This window comes from Atlantibacter sp. MEI4A-1023, assembly GCF_056155425.1.
Map to the genome: position 1 here is coordinate 1,794,134 of NZ_CM149568.1, position 17,341 is coordinate 1,811,474.

Consider the following 17,341-nt stretch of genomic DNA (forward strand, 5'->3'; position numbering starts at 1 on the left):
GTAACTGAAAGCTGTATACCGACGAAGACGCCGCAGAAACCTATTTTATTCACGTTGTGAGTGGCGGTTAATACAGCATCGCGATAATGATTTTCGGCGGGGAGGTCCTCGATATTTTTTAGCATACGCTCACTATCTCATTATTCTATGCCGCTATTCTGTGATGTTGTTTCGATATTAGAACCGCCATGATGAAGATTATTTGTGCAGTAAATCAGTAATAGTCCGATATTACGGGCACGCAGCAGGCATGTGTCTGGTAAAAGAATCATGAAATTATATAAATCACTGAAATGATTTTTTTCATTTTTTTCCCGTTTTATAAATTTAAGGGAGCAATGAAGCTTAACGTCGGCCTGATTCTGCAAATGCCGTCTCTGGCGAAAAAATGCGCAAGGATTGTCGAGCTATGAATATGGATTATTTGGTTGCTGTCAGTTTAATTGTCATACATATCAGCCAAATTTTATGTTCTTTATCGCTAAATGTATGCACTGTTTTACTGTAATTCTGCGATGTGATTTTGCTCTCCTATGGATAATCAATTTCCCGCTAAAACTATCTCCAGCAATAGCACGTTGATTCCCAAAAAAGCTAATGCGTTGTTTTAAAGCCTTTTAGTAAAGATTTTAATGATTCATTACCCTGCAAAAAGAAAACTAAAGCTGGAGTTGCTCATGCACAAATTTACTAAAGCTCTGGCAGCCATCGGTCTGGCTGCCGTTATGTCACAATCCGCTATCGCAGAAACCATGAAACTGGGTTTTCTGGTGAAGCAACCGGAAGAGCCGTGGTTCCAGACCGAATGGAAGTTCGCTGATAAAGCGGGCAAAGATTTAGGTTTTGAAGTAATCAAAATCGCTGTGCCAGACGGTGAAAAAACCCTTAACGCCATCGACAGCCTTGCGGCCAGCGGCGCGAAAGGTTTTGTGATTTGTACACCAGACCCGAAACTGGGCTCGGCGATTGTGGCGAAAGCCCGTGGCTATGACATGAAAGTCATCGCGGTGGATGACCAGTTCGTTAACGCCAAAGGCAAGCCGATGGATACCGTTCCGCTGGTGATGATGGCAGCGACCAAAATTGGCGAACGCCAGGGCCAGGAACTGTATAAAGAGATGCAAAAACGCGGCTGGGATGTGAAAGAGACCGCCGTGATGGCCATCACCGCTAACGAACTGGATACCGCGCGCCGTCGTACCGGCGGTTCCATGGACGCGCTGAAAGCCGCCGGATTCCCGGAAAAGCAAATCTACCAGGTTCCGACCAAGTCTAACGATATCCCAGGCGCTTTCGACGCCGCTAACTCCATGCTGGTTCAGCATCCGGAAGTGAAACACTGGCTGATCGTCGGTATGAACGATAACACCGTGCTGGGCGGCGTGCGCGCCACTGAAGGCCAGGGCTTTAAAGCCCCGGACGTGATCGGTATCGGCATCAACGGCGTTGACGCGGTGAGCGAACTGTCCAAAGGGCAGGCTACCGGCTTCTATGGTTCTCTGCTGCCAAGCCCGGACGTACACGGCTATAAATCCAGCGAAATGCTCTACAACTGGGTGACCAAAGGCGCTGAGCCGGCGAAATTCACCGAGGTGACCGACGTGGTGCTGATTACGCGCGACAACTTCAAAGAAGAACTCGCAAAAAAAGGTTTAGGCGGTAAGTAATGTCGTTGGGCGAGCGCCGCAGGTGCGCTCGCCTTTTAGGTGGTTTGTGGAGGCGTTATGCAGCAATCAACACCCTGGCTCTCATTTCGCGGCATCGGGAAAACCTTCCCGGGCGTGAAAGCGTTATCAGATATCAGTTTTGACTGCCATGCCGGGCAGGTTCATGCGCTGATGGGCGAAAACGGCGCGGGGAAATCGACCCTGTTAAAAATTCTCAGCGGCAACTATACCCCGACCACGGGCACCATCGCCCTGAAAGGCCAGGAAGTGGCGTTTGCCGATACCACCCAGGCGCTTAACGCGGGCGTGGCGATCATCTACCAGGAACTGCACCTGGTGCCGGAAATGACCGTGGCCGAGAACATCTATCTGGGCCAGATCCCCCACAAAATGGGTTTTGTGAACCGGTCATTGTTGAACTACGAAGCCAAACTGCAGCTTGAACATTTAGGGTTGGATATCGATCCGCAAACGCCGCTCAAATACCTGTCTATCGGGCAGTGGCAGATGGTCGAAATCGCCAAAGCGCTGGCGCGCAACGCCAAAGTTATCGCCTTTGACGAACCCACCAGCTCGCTGTCGGCGCGTGAAATCGAAAACTTATTCCGGGTGATCCGCGAACTGCGTAACGAAGGGCGCGTGATCCTGTATGTGTCTCACCGTATGGAAGAGATCTTCGCCCTCAGCGATGCCATCACGGTGTTTAAAGATGGCCGCTACGTCTGCACCTTCGATGATATGCAACAGGTCAACCACGACAAACTGGTGCAGGCGATGGTCGGACGCGAAATCGGTGATATCTACGGCTGGAAACCGCGCGAATACGGGCCGGAACGTCTGCGTCTGGAAAACGTGAAAGCGCCAGGCGTGCGTACGCCCATCTCCCTGTCGGTACGCAGCGGTGAAATCGTCGGCCTGTTTGGTTTGGTCGGGGCAGGGCGCAGCGAACTGATGAAAGGCATGTTCGGCGGCACCCGGATCACTGACGGGCAAATTTTTATCGACGGCCAGCCGGTAGCTATCCGTGCACCAGGCGACGCGATCCGCTCCGGCATGATGCTGTGCCCGGAAGACCGCAAAGCGGACGGTATTATTCCGGTGCACTCGGTGCAGGACAATATCAACATCAGCGCGCGGCGCAAGCACATCAGCGCTGGTTGCCTGATTAACAACGGCTGGGAGGCGCAAAACGCCCAGCACCATATTAAATCTCTCAATATCAAAACGCCGACGGCCGGGCAGTTGATCATGAACCTGTCCGGGGGCAACCAGCAGAAAGCGATCCTGGGCCGTTGGCTGTCGGAAGAGATGAAAGTCATTTTGCTTGATGAGCCAACGCGCGGGATCGACGTGGGGGCGAAGCACGAAATTTATAACGTTATCTATGCGCTGGCGGCGCAGGGCGTGGCGGTGCTGTTCGCCTCCAGCGACCTGCCAGAAGTGCTCGGGGTGGCTGACCGCATCATTGTGATGCGTGAAGGGGAAGTCGCCGGGGAGTTACTGCATAGCGAGGCCTGCGAACAAGACGCGCTAAGCCTTGCGATGCCAAAAATCAGCCAGGCTGTCGCCTGATACAGGAGAGTTTATGTCTGCTTTAACCACATCCGGTGCGCCAAAGTCATCGCTGACCCTCGGCCGTATCTGGGACCAGTACGGTATGCTGGTCGTGTTTGCCGTGTTGTTTATCGCCTGTGCGATTTTTGTGCCCAACTTCGCCACCTTTATCAATATGAAGGGGCTGGGGCTGGCGATCTCCATGTCCGGCATGGTGGCCTGCGGGATGCTGTTCTGCCTGGCGTCCGGGGACTTTGACCTGTCGGTGGCGTCGGTCATCGCCTGTGCCGGGGTAACGACGGCGGTAGTCATCAATATGACCGAAAGCCTGTGGATTGGCGTATTTGCCGGCCTGGCGCTCGGTATGCTCAGCGGCTTTGTGAACGGTTTCGTTATTGCCAAACTGAAAATCAACGCCCTGATCACTACGCTTGCCACCATGCAGATCGTGCGCGGCCTGGCGTACATTATCTCTGACGGTAAAGCGGTTGGGATTGAAGACGAAAGCTTCTTTACCCTGGGTTACGCCAACTGGCTGGGCCTGCCTGCGCCGATTTGGCTGACCGTGGCTTGCCTGATTATTTTTGGCTTTCTGCTGAATAAAACCACTTTTGGCCGTAACACCCTTGCGATTGGCGGTAACGAAGAGGCGGCGCGTCTCGCTGGCGTACCGGTAGTGCGCACTAAAATCATCATTTTCGTGCTGTCCGGCTTGGTTTCCGCAGCTGCGGGGATCATCCTGGCCTCCCGTATGACCAGCGGCCAGCCGATGACTTCTATCGGTTATGAGCTGATTGTCATCTCGGCCTGCGTATTGGGTGGCGTTTCGCTGAAAGGCGGTATCGGTAAAATTTCTTACGTAGTCGCCGGTATTCTGATCCTCGGCACCGTGGAAAACGCCATGAACCTGCTGAATATCTCGCCGTTCGCCCAGTATGTGGTGCGTGGTTTGATTCTGCTGGCGGCGGTGATTTTCGACCGCTATAAACAGAAAGCCAAACGCACGGTGTAATCTTTTTTCACAAAAAACATCGCGATTATTCGCGAGATTCATTCGTAATAATTATTGATTGCCGACCCTCACGGGTCGGCTTTTTTATGGCGTTTTTCAGACTAATCCAGCGCTGGCAAGCCTTACAGGCCCGTCAGGGAGATGGCGAGCCTCGTCACACTGTCTATACTTACATGGCTATTGATAATGGCAGGTAACTGTTTGGTTGCCTTTTGACTGTGTAAGGAGGAAACCACTGGTGGCTACTGAACTCTCTCTACCACCCTTGAATAACGGAAACCTGGCTTTTTTCTTTGACCTCGATGGTACGCTGGCAGAAATTCAACCTCATCCCGATCTGGTTCACATACCGACCGACGTGCGTGCCCTCCTGGAAAAGCTTTCCGGTCTTCATAATGGGGCGCTGGCGTTGATTTCGGGACGTTCTATGGCTGAGCTCGACAAGCTGGCCGCACCGCATCGTTTCCCTGTTGCCGGGGTGCACGGCGCTGAGCGTCGCGACATCAACGGAAATACCCATATTGTTACGCTGCCTGCCGACCTGGTGCGCGCGCTGCAACTGCGCCTTGAAACCGAACTGGCGACAATGCCTGGCACCGAGCTGGAGTGCAAGGGAATGGCCTTTGCGCTGCACTATCGCCAGGCGCCTGAATTTGAATCACGTATTCTCAGCCTGGCCTCCACGCTGGTGAGCCTGTATGAAGAGCTCTCGCTACAGCCCGGTAAATGCGTGGTGGAAATCAAACCGCGCGGCATCAACAAAGGCGAGGCGATTGCGGCGTTCATGCAGCAGGAACCGTTCGCAGGCCGCACCCCGGTGTTTATCGGGGATGACTTAACAGACGAGGCGGGATTTGCCACGGTGAATGCCATGAACGGCATTTCCATCAAGGTAGGGAAAGGAGAAACCGACGCGAAGTATCGTCTGATGAATGTAAAGGCCGTCCACGTATGGCTTGAAAAGTTGGTAATACAACTAGAAAAAGAACAAAAATTGAATGACAGGAGTGTAGGTTATGAGTCGCTTAGTCGTAGTATCTAATCGTATCGCGCCGCCCGATGATAAAAAAGCAAGCGCAGGGGGCCTGGCGGTTGGCGTGCTTGGGGCCCTGAAAGCGGCGGGAGGCTTGTGGTTTGGATGGAGCGGAGAGATTGGTAATGAAGACCAGCCGCTGAAGACCGTGAGCCGGGATAATATTACCTGGGCCTCGTTTAATCTTAGCGAGCAGGATTACGAACAGTATTACAACCAGTTCTCTAATGCCGTGCTGTGGCCGGCGTTCCACTACCGTCTCGACCTGGTGAACTTCCAGCGCGACGCCTGGGAGGGCTATTTGCGGGTGAACCAGCTACTGGCGGAAAAACTGAAACCACTGCTGGAAGAGGACGATATCCTGTGGATCCACGACTACCACCTGCTGCCGTTCGCCAGCGCACTGCGTTCGCTGGGTATCAATAACCGCATCGGTTTCTTCTTACATATCCCGTTCCCGACGCCGGAAATCTTCAACGCCTTGCCGCCGCACGCCGATTTACTGGAGAAACTGTGTGATTACGATCTGTTGGGCTTCCAGACTTCCAACGATGAAAACGCTTTTTTAGAAAGTGTCGCGCAGCAAACGACGCTAACGACGCGGGATAAACACAGCCATTGCGCCTTCGGGAAACAGTTCACCACCTCGGTCTACCCGATTGGTATTGAACCGGAAGAGATCGCCGCCCAGGCTGCGGGCCCGCTGCCGCCAAAACTGGCACAGCTGAAACAAGAGCTGGGAACTATTAAGAATATCTTCTCGGTTGAGCGGCTTGATTATTCCAAAGGGTTACCGGAACGCTTCCAGGCCTTTGAGGCGCTGCTGGAAAACTACCCGCAGCATCACGGTAAAATTCGCTACACCCAGATTGCCCCGACGTCGCGCGGCGATGTGCAGGCCTACCAGGATATCCGTCACCAGTTGGAAACCGAGGCCGGGCGCATTAACGGTAAATACGGACAACTGGGCTGGACACCGCTCTATTACCTTAACCAGCATTTCGACCGCAAACTGCTAATGAAAGTATTCCGCCACGCGGATGTGGGTTTGGTTACGCCGCTGCGCGACGGGATGAACCTGGTCGCGAAAGAGTATGTGGCGGCCCAGGATCCGGCGAATCCTGGCGTACTGGTGCTGTCTAAATTCGCGGGGGCGGCCAATGAATTAACCTCTGCCTTGCTGGTCAATCCATACGACCGGGATGAAGTTGCTAATGCGATGAACCGGGCGTTAACCATGCCGCTGGCGGAGCGTATTTCACGCCACAGTGAAATGATGTGCGTGGTGCAGCAAAACGATATTCATCACTGGCAGGAGCGCTTCCTGGCCACCTTAAAGCAGATCGCGCCGCGTAGCGCGCAAAGCCAGCTACAGCAAAAGATTGCGACGTTCCAGAAACTCGCTTGATCATTCACGCTTTAACCTGTAACGAAACGCGGCCCTTTATTGGGCCGCGTTTGTTATAGCGACACCAGTAACACATCCACCGAGCAGGACTGCACAACCCGCTTTGCGCTACAGGTCACTTTGCTGAAAAAGCTGTGATTGTGATTGCCGCATACCACTAGATCTACCGGCGTTTTGGCGCAGATATTGAGGATATGCTCGCTCAACTCCCCGGTAGCGATAATCGTGTCATGGATGGGATAGCCAGCCTGATCTTTGAGAGACTGCAAAAACAGATGGGTTTCTTCGAGCATCAGCTCGCGCAGATTTTCCATCATGGGCGCAGCGAGCTGGTTATACAGTTCGGGATCGGATGCCAGAGTAATCAAGGTAATCGAACCCTCAACGGGCCGGACAATAGAAACCGCTTTCGCCACCAGTTGATGGCTTTCGGGGGTAGGCGCAACCGCGACCAGCAGATGTTTATAGCTCATGTAACGCTCCTTACTCACATGAGAAATGGCGCTCGTTACCAGGGAAATACGCGCTTTTCAACGTTTGCGCAAGGTAACTACCCCAGGTTATGGAGGCAGTTAACAGAAAAAATATTAATTATTCTTATATAAGGAATATGCAACGAATGTGAAATAGTTGTGCAGTAAAGACGTAACCCAAAAATATCCGCGAGGCAGGGTTTGCGTTGCGCTTCAATAAAATATTTACAAAAATTTTATTTGGCGCACGTTTTATTTTTAATCTATTGATTATTAACAATTAAATATATTTAAGATTATGTCGGACGGGTGGAAAAATATGTTTCATTAATGTTAAATAAAATGAGTTAAATTTGAGCGGAAACTTTTGTTGATGGCGGTGTAAATAGCACGTGCCATGAATGATTATTCGTAAAAGCAATACGACAACCGTACCAGTTTTGCTCAAAAAATAACCGTTTCTATAGCTTTTCTGATTGGTTTATTAAGATTTTTAATTCATAAATGTGATCTGTGTCACATATTTTCCAAATTATCATCACGCCCTGATTGTATGTAAAATTTCTGACGAGTACAGTTTGCTCGCTTTAGGAAAAATCTTAGTTTTTTGTAAGGGAAATAAGAATTGTCTTCAAATAAGTAACTTTTTGTGACGACCGGCCCCTGTGGCGCGGGCTTTACAATAACCACTTGTTTTATTGCAACATTAAACCCTTATTTTTATTTTTCCAGATTTTATCTGGCGACATCACGGGGTGCGGGCATACCGCATAGTACGCAGTTGGTTATTCTGGATGGGAAAAATGCACACATCCGAGTTACTGAAACACATTTACGACATCAACCTGTCGTATCTTCTTTTGGCTCAACGTTTAATAAGCCAGGACAAAGCCTCTGCCATGTTCCGTTTGGGCGTAACTGAAGAGATGGCAAACACCCTCGGCGAGCTCACGCTGCCGCAGATGGTAAAATTGGCCGAGACCAATCAGCTAATCTGTCAGTTTCGTTTTGACGATCACCAAACCATTACCCGCCTGACGCAGGAGTCACGCGTTGACGATCTGCAACAGGTTCACACCGGGATCCTGCTTTCCACACGCCTGCTTAACAATGCGACGACAGCTGACGACGTCAGCAAAAAGAAAAGGGCCTGATCATGGTCGAAAAGAGCATTGTTCAGGAAGCGCGCGACATTCAGCTGGCAATGGAATTGATTACGCTGGGGGCACGCCTTCAGATGCTGGAAAGCGAAACCCAGCTGAGCCGTGGGCGGTTAATCAAGCTGTATAAAGAATTACGGGGAAGCCCGCCGCCAAAAGGTATGCTGCCGTTTTCCACGGACTGGTTTATGACCTGGGAGCAGAACATCCATGCCTCGATGTTCTGTAACGCATGGCAGTACCTGCTACGCACCGGGTTATGTTCCGGTGTGGATGCGGTGATCAAAGCGTACCGCCTGTACCTCGAACAGTGCCCGTCTCAGGATGATGGCCCGCTGCTGGCGTTGACCCGCGCATGGACATTAGTTCGTTTTGTTGAAAGCGGGATGCTGGAACTCTCGACCTGCAACTGCTGCGGCGGCAATTTTATTACCCATGCGCATCAGCCGGTTGGCAGTTTCGCCTGTAGCTTATGCCAGCCGCCTTCCCGCGCAGTAAAAAGGCGTAAACTTTCCCGAGATACTGCCGATATTATCCCACAACTGCTGGATGAACAGGTCGTACAGGCTGTTTAAGCGTCAGGTGTGGTGAATCACTCCAGCAGCGATAAGTTTCTTATCGCTGCTTTTTTTATTCCCCGTCCGACACGAAACGTCTTTCGCTTGTGAGTCCTTGTCACAGTCAACAGCGGAAGGAAGATGTCGTGCTGATTCTTATAGGTTACCTGGTTGTTCTCGGTACAGTGTTCGGCGGTTATATGATGACCGGCGGTCACCTTGGCGCACTCTATCAACCTGCTGAATTTGTCATCATTGGGGGCGCAGGGGTAGGGGCGTTTATCGTCGGGAATAACGGCAAAGCGATCAAAGCCACGGTCAAAGCGTTACCGCTGTTGTTTCGCGGCTCCAAATACAACAAAAGCACCTACATGGATTTGATGGCGCTGCTGTACCGCCTGATGGCCAAGTCGCGCCAGCAGGGGATGTTCTCTCTTGAACGTGATATCGAAAACCCCAAAGAGAGCGAAATTTTCGCCAGCTACCCGCGTATTCTTGCCGATAAAGTGATGCTTGAATTCATCACCGATTATCTGCGCCTGATCATCAGCGGCAACATGAACACCTTCGAAATCGAAGCGCTGATGGATGAAGAGATCGAAACCCACGAGAACGAGTGCGAGATCCCGGCCAACAGTCTGGCGATCATGGGCGACTCGCTCCCGGCTTTCGGTATCGTGGCGGCGGTGATGGGCGTGGTGCATGCCCTGGCGTCGGCGGACCGCCCGGCGGCGGAACTGGGCGCGCTGATCGCCCATGCAATGGTGGGGACGTTCCTCGGTATTCTGCTGGCTTATGGGTTTATTTCCCCGCTGGCGACCGTGCTGCGCCAGAAGAGCGCGGAAACCACCAAAATGATGCAGTGCGTCAAAGTCACGCTGCTCTCCAGCCTGAACGGCTATGCGCCGCCGATCGCCGTCGAATTTGGCCGTAAAACGCTGTACTCCACCGAGCGTCCGTCCTTCATCGAGCTGGATGAGCATGTACGCGCCGTAAAATCGCCGAATCAACAAACGACGACGGAAGACGCATGAAGAATCAACATCGCCCGATCGTTATCGTTAAGAAACGCAAACATAAAGGCCACGGCGGCGCACACGGTTCGTGGAAGATTGCCTATGCCGACTTTATGACCGCGATGATGGCGTTCTTTCTGGTGATGTGGCTGATTTCCATCGCCAGCCCTAAAGAGTTGGTGCAAATTGCCGACTATTTCCGTACCCCGCTTTCTGCTGCGATCACTGGCGGGCAGCGCATCGCCGACAGCGAAAGCCCGATTCCGGGCGGCGGCGATGATTACACCCAGACGCAGGGTGAAGTCAAAAAAGAGCCGGATATCGATGAGCTGAAAAAGCGCATGGAAACCAGCCGGCTGAAAAAATTGCGTGGCGATCTGGACCAGTTGATTGAATCTGACCCGAAACTGCGTGCGCTGCGACCGCATTTACGCATCGACCTGACGCCGGAAGGGCTGCGGATCCAGATTATCGATAGCCAGAACCGCCCGATGTTTAAAACCGGGAGTGCCGAAGTGGAGCCGTATATGCGCGATATTCTGCGCGCCATCGCGCCGGTGCTTAACGACATTCCCAACCGAATCAGCTTATCAGGCCATACCGATGACATTCCCTACGCGTCCGGCGAGCGCTACTACAGCAACTGGGAACTGTCGGCAGATCGCGCGAACGCCTCGCGGCGTGAACTGGTGATCGGCGGCCTGGACGACGGCAAAGTGCTGCGCGTCGTCGGCATGTCGGCCACCATGAAACTGGCCGACAAAGGACCGGATGAAGCCATTAACCGGCGCATCAGCATCCTGGTCCTTAACAAGCAGACCGAGCAATCGATATTGCATGAGAACGCCGACAGCCAGAACGGCTCTCTCAGCGATTTAGCCCAACCGGGGGCAGTGCCCCCGGCGACGAACTCAACACCGCCACAACCGGGTCCGAGGTGATAGCGTGAGTATGGATATCAGCGATTTTTATCAAACGTTTTTTGATGAGGCTGACGAACTGTTAGCTGATATGGAGCAGCATCTGCTCTCTTTGGCGCCCGAAGCGCCGGATTCAGAGCAACTGAACGCCATTTTCCGTGCGGCCCATTCCATAAAAGGCGGGGCCGGCACATTTGGTTTTAGCGTGTTGCAGGAAACCACGCATCTGATGGAAAACCTGCTTGATGAAGCCCGGCGCGGTGAAATGCAACTCAACACCGACATTATCAACCTGTTTTTGGAAACCAAAGATATTATGCAGGAACAGCTCGACGCGTATAAAAGTTCAGAAGAGCCGGACGCTGCCAGCTTCGAATACATCTGCCAGGCGCTGCGCCAGCTTGCGCTGGAGGCGAAGGGCGAAGCCAGTGCAGAACCGGCACCCCTGACGCTGGTCACGCCGCAACAGGAAGCCGCCGCCGACGTCGGTAAGCTGCGTATCACCTTAAGCGGCTTAAAAGCCAGCGAAGTGGCGCAGTTGCAGGAAGAGTTAGCCAACCTGGGCGACCTGAGCGACGTGGTGCAGGGGGAAAATACCCTGAGCGCGACGCTGGATACCAGCGTGAGCGCTGATGACATTAGCGCCGTGCTGTGCTTCGTGGTGGAGCCGGAACAGATTGCGTTTTCCGCGCCTGGCAGCGCGGTGGCGCAGCCGGTAGAAACCGCGCCCGTACCGGTGGTTGAAGACGCTAAACCTGAACCTATCCCCGTTGCCGCGCCGCCCGCACCGGTGGCTGCGGCCCCTGCGCGCGCCGAGCGCGAGCAGAAACCGGCTACCCGCGAGCGGGAAAACACCAGCATCCGCGTGGCGGTAGAGAAAGTTGACCAGTTGATTAACCTGGTCGGCGAACTGGTGATCACCCAGTCGATGCTGGCCCAGCGCTCTAACGAGCTGGATCCGGTGACGCACGGGGATTTGATCACCAGCATGAGCCAGCTGGAGCGCAACGCCCGCGACCTGCAAGAGTCGGTGATGTCGATTCGTATGATGCCGATGGAGTACGTCTTCAGCCGCTTCCCGCGCCTGGTACGCGACCTGGCGGGCAAGCTCGGCAAACAGATTGAACTCACGTTACAGGGCAGCTCTACCGAACTGGATAAGAGCCTGATTGAGCGCATTATCGATCCGCTGACCCACCTGGTGCGCAACAGCCTTGACCACGGTATCGAAATGCCGGCAGACCGCGAAGCGGCGGGCAAATCCCCGGTAGGCAACCTGATCCTCTCCGCCGAACACCAGGGCGGCAACATCTGTATTGAAGTCACCGACGACGGCGCAGGGCTGAACCGCGCGCGTATTCTGGCAAAAGCCATGTCCCAGGGCCTGCCGGTAAGCGAAAACATGACTGACGATGAAGTCGGTATGCTGATTTTCGCACCAGGCTTCTCTACTGCCGAAGTGGTCACTGACGTCTCCGGGCGCGGCGTGGGTATGGACGTGGTGAAACGGAACATCCAGGAAATGGGCGGCCACGTTGAAATCCAGTCCAAACAGGGCGTGGGCACCACCATTCGCATTCTGCTGCCGCTGACCCTCGCTATCCTTGACGGCATGTCGGTGAAAGTGAATGAAGAAGTGTTCATTCTGCCGCTCAACGCGGTCATGGAGTCCCTGCAACCGCGCGAAGAAGATTTACATCCGCTGGCGGGCGGCGAGCGCGTGCTGGAAGTGCGTGGCGAATACCTGCCGCTGGTGGAGTTGTGGAAAGTGTTCGACGTCGAAGGTGCGAAAACCCAGGCTACCCAGGGCATCGTGGTGATCCTGCAAAGCGCTAACCGCCGTTATGCGCTGCTGGTCGATCAGTTAATTGGTCAACACCAGGTGGTAGTGAAAAACCTTGAAAGCAACTATCGCAAGGTGCCGGGTATTTCTGCCGCCACCATTCTGGGTGATGGAAGCGTGGCGCTGATTGTGGATGTATCCGCGCTGCAAGGTATTAACCGTGAACAACGTATGGCGCAGACAGCCGCCTGATTAGCTTAGGAAAATATGCAAATGACCGGTATGAGTAATGTAACCAAGCTGGCCGGAGAGCCGTCTGGCCAGGAATTTCTGGTATTCACCCTCGGCGATGAAGAATACGGCATCGACATTCTGAAAGTGCAGGAGATCCGCGGTTACGATCAGGTAACCCGTATCGCCAACACGCCGTCGTTTATCAAAGGCGTGACCAACCTGCGCGGCGTGATTGTGCCGATTGTCGACTTACGCATCAAATTCAATCAGGAAGATGTGGATTACAACGACAACACCGTGGTGATCGTGCTGAACCTGGGCCAGCGCGTGGTGGGGATTGTAGTGGATGGCGTGTCTGACGTGCTGTCCCTGACCAACGATCAGATCCGTCCGGCCCCGGAATTCGCTGTGACGCTGTCTACCGAATACCTGACCGGCCTCGGCGCGGTGGGCGACCGGATGCTGATCCTGGTCAACATCGAAAAACTGCTCAACAGCGAAGAAATGGCGCTGCTGGACAGCGCTGCCGCTCGCGTGGCGTAAACGTCAGGAAGCCCGGCAGGCAAAACCCGCCGGGCTTTTTTTACTTAACTTCTTCTACCCGTTTTTCATTCACCACTGCCGGGTCGATTTTATTGCCCGCTTTCAGATAATCGATTAGCGCATCTGATAAGTTGTACCCACCGCGCACCTGTTTGTTTTTCCCTTCAGTGAAGGCCATAAATCCGTCGCCCCCCGGTGCCAGGAAACTGTTGGTCGCTACGCGATACACCTGATTATCCTCGATAGGTTTGCCGTTAAGGGTCAACTGCGTCACCCGCGCGCCCGGCGCTTTATGGGTGTCGTAGCGCATCAGGACGCCTTTCGACGCCTGCAACACGCCATTAGTCAGCGAGGCGCTGTGCTCCATCAGGTTGCGCACCTGCTTGCCATTAAGGTCCATCACCGTCAGTTCATTGGGGAACGGGAAAGCGCTGATCACATCGCCGAGGGTAATTTTCCCGGCGTTAATATCCGCGCGCAGGCCGCCCAAGTTAGTCACCGCCAGTTGCGCATCCGGTGCTGCCGCCATCATCGCATCGGTGAACAGGTTGCCAAGGGAAGAGGATTCGCCATAAGCGCGGGTCAGGGCAATGGGCGTTTCGCCAATCGGCTGGCTTACCGTTTGTTGTAGCTGTTTATTCCACTTATCGATGGTTTGCTGGGTTACCGGATCGGGTTTCCACTCATCGGCAAACAGCGTTTTTAACTCGAAGCTTTTCACCGTATGTGCGCGGGTTTTGGGATTGACGTCGAGCACCAGCTTACCGATATCAATGCCGCCGCTGTCGGTAGACAGTATCAGCGTATTACCTACTTTGATCGGTTCTGGTGTACCGACGTGGGCATGTCCGGTGATCAGCAGATCCAGGCCTTTCACCTGGCTGGCGGTTTGAATGTCTTTATCCAGTGCCCGTTTGACGTCGGTACTGCCTTTGCTGGACTGGCGCGCCGGAATGCCTTCGTGCATCAGCGCCACGGTGATATCCACTTTGCCGCGCAGTTCATCCAGATAGTGCTGAAGCCATTTCACCTCATCGCGTGCTTCGATACCCTGGCGCATCGCCGCAGAAACGGTATCGTCAAAAGCGAACACACCGTGCAGCCCAATCACGCCGATTTTGATGCCATCTTTTTCCAGAATGGTGTACGGCTTATTCCAGAACGGCACCTGGCTGTTCTGATAAAACACGTTGCCCAGCAGGATCGGGAATGTCGCCTGGCTCAGTTGCAGCAGGGTATTGTCCCATCCGTGGTCGAACTCATGGTTGCCCACCGATGCCGCATCCACCGACATGGTGTTAAGGATATCGATAATCGCTTTGCCTTTGGTCAGGCTGCTGATATACGGGCCGGTAAAGTAGTCCCCGGCATCAAAGTAAAAGGTGGTGGGATTACGCGCTTTTTCCTGTTTCACCAGGGTAGAAATCGTGGCGAACCCGCCTACCGGACGCTTACCGTCCGCGATCCACGGTACGCTGTACGGCTCTACATGAGCATGCAGATCGTTGGTGTAAATGACCGTGACATCCTGCGCCAGGCCTTGTGCGCACCAGCCCGCGAGGAGCGCCAGAGAGAGATAGTTAACTTTCATCATCATTCCTTAATTGAAAAAGAGGCGCGGCTATCTTTGCCGCCCACACGCCTTGCTTTTGTGAATGCCCTCACAACGATGCCGGGGAAACCGCGTCATCCTGTGCCGACTGACACAATGCGTGGGTAACCGGGTGATGGATAACCGTTTTCAGGTGCGTCTGAACGTTTGTAAAAGCGGAAAATGCGCCAATCTGGGTGTGGCGGATGCGCCTGAGTATGTCTGGCCGGTGTATCGGCTGGGCTATCCGGCGCTTGGCTGCGGGAAATGCGGCAGCCTGCCGCCGCTGTTTAACGAAGCGGAATGCAATGACTGGTTCGCGCAACTGTTTGCCCATCACCTGGGCCTGACCGGGCAGGGCTGCCCGCGCGGCTGTCATGCCCGGTTGATCCGCTATGGTTCGAACCGTTCAGGTAGCGCGCGTTTGCAATGCACAGCCTGCGGACGGGCGTTCACGCCCCTGCGCGTCAGCCAGGCTGCCGGGACGCGACGGGAGACACTGCTCAGCGCGCTCGCCGCAGGGGAACACCAGGGTGAAACCACGGCCTACCGGGTTTTACAACAGGCAGCGGTGTGGTGCGAAAGCCAGAATCCCTTCGCTGAACAGCCGGTGACACGAATCGCCAGCCAAATTATGGCGCTACCTTTCCAGGGAATGCGCCGCCATCAGCAACTTTACGTCATCATCAGCGCCGATGCGGATTCCGGGCGGGTTGTGCAAATCTCCACCAATTACAGCCCGTGGCCTGTGGGGGACTCCCTGCGCTATCAGGGCGATGAATCATTGCAACCCGAACCCCGTGACCTGCCGCTGGTGGAGCGGGTCCGTGCGGCGGAAGACCGCTTCCTGGCGCGCAGTCAGTTTGATGAGATCCGCTACGGCAGCGCGGCGTTAAAACGCAACGACAGCGGGACGATGGTTCGCCCGGTGATTGCGTTGCACGGTCACTTTCAGCGCCTGAAGCGGCGTTTCCCTGCGGTCACCAATCACTATCTGGCCCACGAATGCGTGCTGCGTGGCGCGGCGATCACCGCCTGGGCGTCTGACGTGAAAGCAGGTCATACCCGTTTGTGGTTTGTGGTGGAGGAGGGGGATAGCGGCTGCGCCGGGGAATGGTATCCGCGCGGCAGTTGGCGTCTCGGCTGGTGGAATAATCACTGGCAGCTATGGGAAAGCGCCACTGCGCGCAAGATGGTGGCACGACTCACCGGTGATCCCCTGGCATATCAACCGCAACAAATTTCGCTGCGTAGTTGCGACGCGTTTATCCAGTGGCTGGAAGGGCATCCGTGGCGACTTATTGCCGGACAGCTTACTGCAAGGGTTATCAGCCAGCATTTGATCTGTCTGGCGTGGTGGTATAACCAGGTGATGATAAAGAGTCACTGGCAGGGCAATTAGCCTGCCGTGAAAAGCTAATGGTGAATTGAACCGAGTAAGTCAGAATGTCGTTAAACAACGTAAAGGGGGCGCGTGTTTCTTTTTTATATCTCTTCACTCTTTCATGCATTCTGGCGGACATTAACGGGTATCAGCCAAAGGAGTAATATTACACAATGCTTTCAGTATAAATAAATCATATGGGATATTTATATTTTTGCACTTTTCAGTATTAGTGTTTTTTTTTGTTACACATTTATATATTCTTATTTTTGTGCGAATAAACTTCGATTTCATACTAGTAATTAATTACCATCCCGTGCAGAACCCGTTATCCCGAAAAAATAAAGCACCGTTTGGTTTTAATGAGTGTTTCCAGATATTAATAAATTCGTTTTGTTCCTTTACGTTACGCTCAACTGGGTATTAACATTGAATGCCGATCTTTTATAATGGCACTCTACCCGCATAAGGGATTAATTAATTCAGGAGATAAATATATATGTCTGAATCATTTCAGAACGAGATACCGCGTGCGCGCGTAAATATAAAACTGGATCTTTTAACGGGTGGCGCCAGGAAGAAAATTGAACTGCCGCTGAAGCTCCTGAGCGTGGGTGACTTCAGCAATGGCAGGGCAGAAGGGCCCCTTTCTGAACGCGAAAAGATCAACGTCAACAGGAATAATTTCAACAGTGTTCTCGCTGACCTTAATCCTCAGGTCAGTCTCGCCGTTAAAAATACCCTCGCAAACGACGGCTCTGAAGAAAATGTGAAGCTGTCCTTTAAAAATATGAAAGATTTTGAACCTGAGGCTGTCGCGCGTCAAATTCCCCAGCTTCGTGCCATGCTCTCAATGCGTAATCTGTTACGCGATTTGAAATCCAATCTTCTTGATAATGTGACTTTCAGGAAAGAACTGGAAGCAATATTAAAAGACCCCCTGCTGTCCGATGAACTGCGCAGTGAGCTGAATGCGCTGGCCCCGCTCCAGGATTAATGACTGGAA

At 53.4% G+C, this 17,341-nt stretch carries 15 protein-coding genes; 13 read left to right on the plus strand and 2 right to left on the minus strand.

Going from position 1 to position 17,341, the window contains the following annotated elements; all coding sequences use genetic code 11:
• Positions 1-677 precede the first annotated feature (677 nt).
• The 5 genes from araF (at position 678) to otsA (ending at position 6,674) form a co-directional block, all read left to right on the plus strand.
• Positions 678-1,667, plus strand: a complete 990-nt coding sequence (gene araF / locus ACVV26_RS08715) for an arabinose ABC transporter substrate-binding protein AraF (protein ID WP_474800987.1) — start codon at positions 678-680, stop codon at positions 1,665-1,667.
• 57 nt (positions 1,668-1,724) lie between these two features.
• A complete protein-coding gene (gene araG / locus ACVV26_RS08720) occupies positions 1,725-3,239 on the plus strand; it encodes an L-arabinose ABC transporter ATP-binding protein AraG (RefSeq protein ID WP_474800988.1) in 1,515 nt (504 codons plus the stop codon).
• A gap of 13 nt (positions 3,240-3,252) precedes the next feature.
• Complete coding sequence (gene araH, locus ACVV26_RS08725; RefSeq protein WP_125292198.1) at positions 3,253-4,233, plus strand: arabinose ABC transporter permease AraH; 981 nt, start codon at positions 3,253-3,255, stop codon at positions 4,231-4,233.
• A gap of 238 nt (positions 4,234-4,471) precedes the next feature.
• Positions 4,472-5,275: a trehalose-phosphatase gene (gene otsB / locus ACVV26_RS08730; RefSeq protein WP_474800989.1), complete on the plus strand. Its 804-nt coding sequence runs from the start codon at positions 4,472-4,474 to the stop codon at positions 5,273-5,275.
• On the plus strand, positions 5,250-6,674 hold the full coding sequence (otsA, locus tag ACVV26_RS08735) for an alpha,alpha-trehalose-phosphate synthase (protein ID WP_474800990.1): 1,425 nt from the start codon (positions 5,250-5,252) through the stop codon (positions 6,672-6,674). Before otsB ends, otsA begins: the two co-directional genes overlap by 26 nt.
• Before the next feature lie 53 nt (positions 6,675-6,727).
• Here the strand turns inward: otsA and uspC are convergent, their stop codons facing one another.
• Positions 6,728-7,147, minus strand: coding sequence for a universal stress protein UspC (gene uspC / locus ACVV26_RS08740; protein WP_474800992.1), 420 nt, complete (start codon positions 7,145-7,147; stop codon positions 6,728-6,730).
• 803 nt (positions 7,148-7,950) lie between these two features.
• On the opposite strand from uspC, the gene flhD reads away from it, so the two are divergent.
• The 6 genes from flhD to cheW all read left to right on the plus strand — a co-directional run bounded on the left by flhD (position 7,951) and on the right by cheW (position 13,360).
• A complete protein-coding gene (flhD, locus tag ACVV26_RS08745; RefSeq protein ID WP_474800993.1) occupies positions 7,951-8,301 on the plus strand; it encodes a flagellar transcriptional regulator FlhD in 351 nt (116 codons plus the stop codon).
• Entirely contained in the window at positions 8,298-8,882 is a 585-nt protein-coding gene (gene flhC / locus ACVV26_RS08750; protein ID WP_474801793.1) for a flagellar transcriptional regulator FlhC, read from the plus strand. Before flhD ends, flhC begins: the two co-directional genes overlap by 4 nt.
• Before the next feature lie 128 nt (positions 8,883-9,010).
• Entirely contained in the window at positions 9,011-9,898 is an 888-nt protein-coding gene (gene motA, locus ACVV26_RS08755) for a flagellar motor stator protein MotA (RefSeq protein ID WP_125292192.1), read from the plus strand.
• Positions 9,895-10,821, plus strand: coding sequence for a flagellar motor protein MotB (motB, locus tag ACVV26_RS08760; protein ID WP_474800994.1), 927 nt, complete (start codon positions 9,895-9,897; stop codon positions 10,819-10,821). The genes motA and motB overlap by 4 nt, the downstream gene beginning before the upstream one ends.
• 10 nt (positions 10,822-10,831) lie before the next feature.
• The gene (gene cheA / locus ACVV26_RS08765) at positions 10,832-12,835 is read left to right on the plus strand and encodes a chemotaxis protein CheA (protein ID WP_474801795.1); all 2,004 of its coding nucleotides are present in this window, start codon (positions 10,832-10,834) and stop codon (positions 12,833-12,835) included.
• A 21-nt stretch (positions 12,836-12,856) separates the two neighbouring features.
• Positions 12,857-13,360: a chemotaxis protein CheW gene (gene cheW, locus ACVV26_RS08770; protein ID WP_125292190.1), complete on the plus strand. Its 504-nt coding sequence runs from the start codon at positions 12,857-12,859 to the stop codon at positions 13,358-13,360.
• Between the two features lie 40 nt (positions 13,361-13,400).
• On the opposite strand, the gene ACVV26_RS08775 is transcribed toward cheW, so the two are convergent.
• The gene (locus ACVV26_RS08775) at positions 13,401-14,951 is read right to left on the minus strand and encodes a bifunctional metallophosphatase/5'-nucleotidase (protein ID WP_474800995.1); all 1,551 of its coding nucleotides are present in this window, start codon (positions 14,949-14,951) and stop codon (positions 13,401-13,403) included.
• A gap of 136 nt (positions 14,952-15,087) precedes the next feature.
• On the opposite strand from ACVV26_RS08775, the gene ACVV26_RS08780 reads away from it, so the two are divergent.
• On the plus strand, positions 15,088-16,353 hold the full coding sequence (locus tag ACVV26_RS08780; RefSeq protein WP_474800997.1) for a cytoplasmic protein: 1,266 nt from the start codon (positions 15,088-15,090) through the stop codon (positions 16,351-16,353).
• Between the two features lie 481 nt (positions 16,354-16,834).
• Positions 16,835-17,332 carry a type VI secretion system contractile sheath small subunit gene (gene tssB, locus ACVV26_RS08785; protein ID WP_474800999.1) on the plus strand — a complete coding sequence of 166 codons (498 nt, stop codon included), beginning with the start codon at positions 16,835-16,837 and terminating at the stop codon, positions 17,330-17,332.
• Positions 17,333-17,341: the final 9 nt, after the last annotated feature.

Bases quoted from the DNA above. Each gene is read 5' to 3' on its own strand.
- araF (WP_474800987.1), top strand. From the start codon at position 678: ATGCACAAATTTACTAAAGCTCTGGCAGCCATCGGTCTGGCTGCCGTT.
- araG (WP_474800988.1), top strand. From the start codon at position 1,725: ATGCAGCAATCAACACCCTGGCTCTCATTTCGCGGCATCGGGAAAACC.
- araH (WP_125292198.1), top strand. From the start codon at position 3,253: ATGTCTGCTTTAACCACATCCGGTGCGCCAAAGTCATCGCTGACCCTC.
- otsA (WP_474800990.1), top strand. From the start codon at position 5,250: ATGAGTCGCTTAGTCGTAGTATCTAATCGTATCGCGCCGCCCGATGAT.
- uspC (WP_474800992.1), bottom strand. From the start codon at position 7,147: ATGAGCTATAAACATCTGCTGGTCGCGGTTGCGCCTACCCCCGAAAGC.
- flhD (WP_474800993.1), top strand. From the start codon at position 7,951: ATGCACACATCCGAGTTACTGAAACACATTTACGACATCAACCTGTCG.
- motB (WP_474800994.1), top strand. From the start codon at position 9,895: ATGAAGAATCAACATCGCCCGATCGTTATCGTTAAGAAACGCAAACAT.
- cheA (WP_474801795.1), top strand. From the start codon at position 10,832: ATGGATATCAGCGATTTTTATCAAACGTTTTTTGATGAGGCTGACGAA.
- cheW (WP_125292190.1), top strand. From the start codon at position 12,857: ATGACCGGTATGAGTAATGTAACCAAGCTGGCCGGAGAGCCGTCTGGC.
- ACVV26_RS08775 (WP_474800995.1), bottom strand. From the start codon at position 14,951: ATGAAAGTTAACTATCTCTCTCTGGCGCTCCTCGCGGGCTGGTGCGCA.
- ACVV26_RS08780 (WP_474800997.1), top strand. From the start codon at position 15,088: ATGGATAACCGTTTTCAGGTGCGTCTGAACGTTTGTAAAAGCGGAAAA.
- tssB (WP_474800999.1), top strand. From the start codon at position 16,835: ATGTCTGAATCATTTCAGAACGAGATACCGCGTGCGCGCGTAAATATA.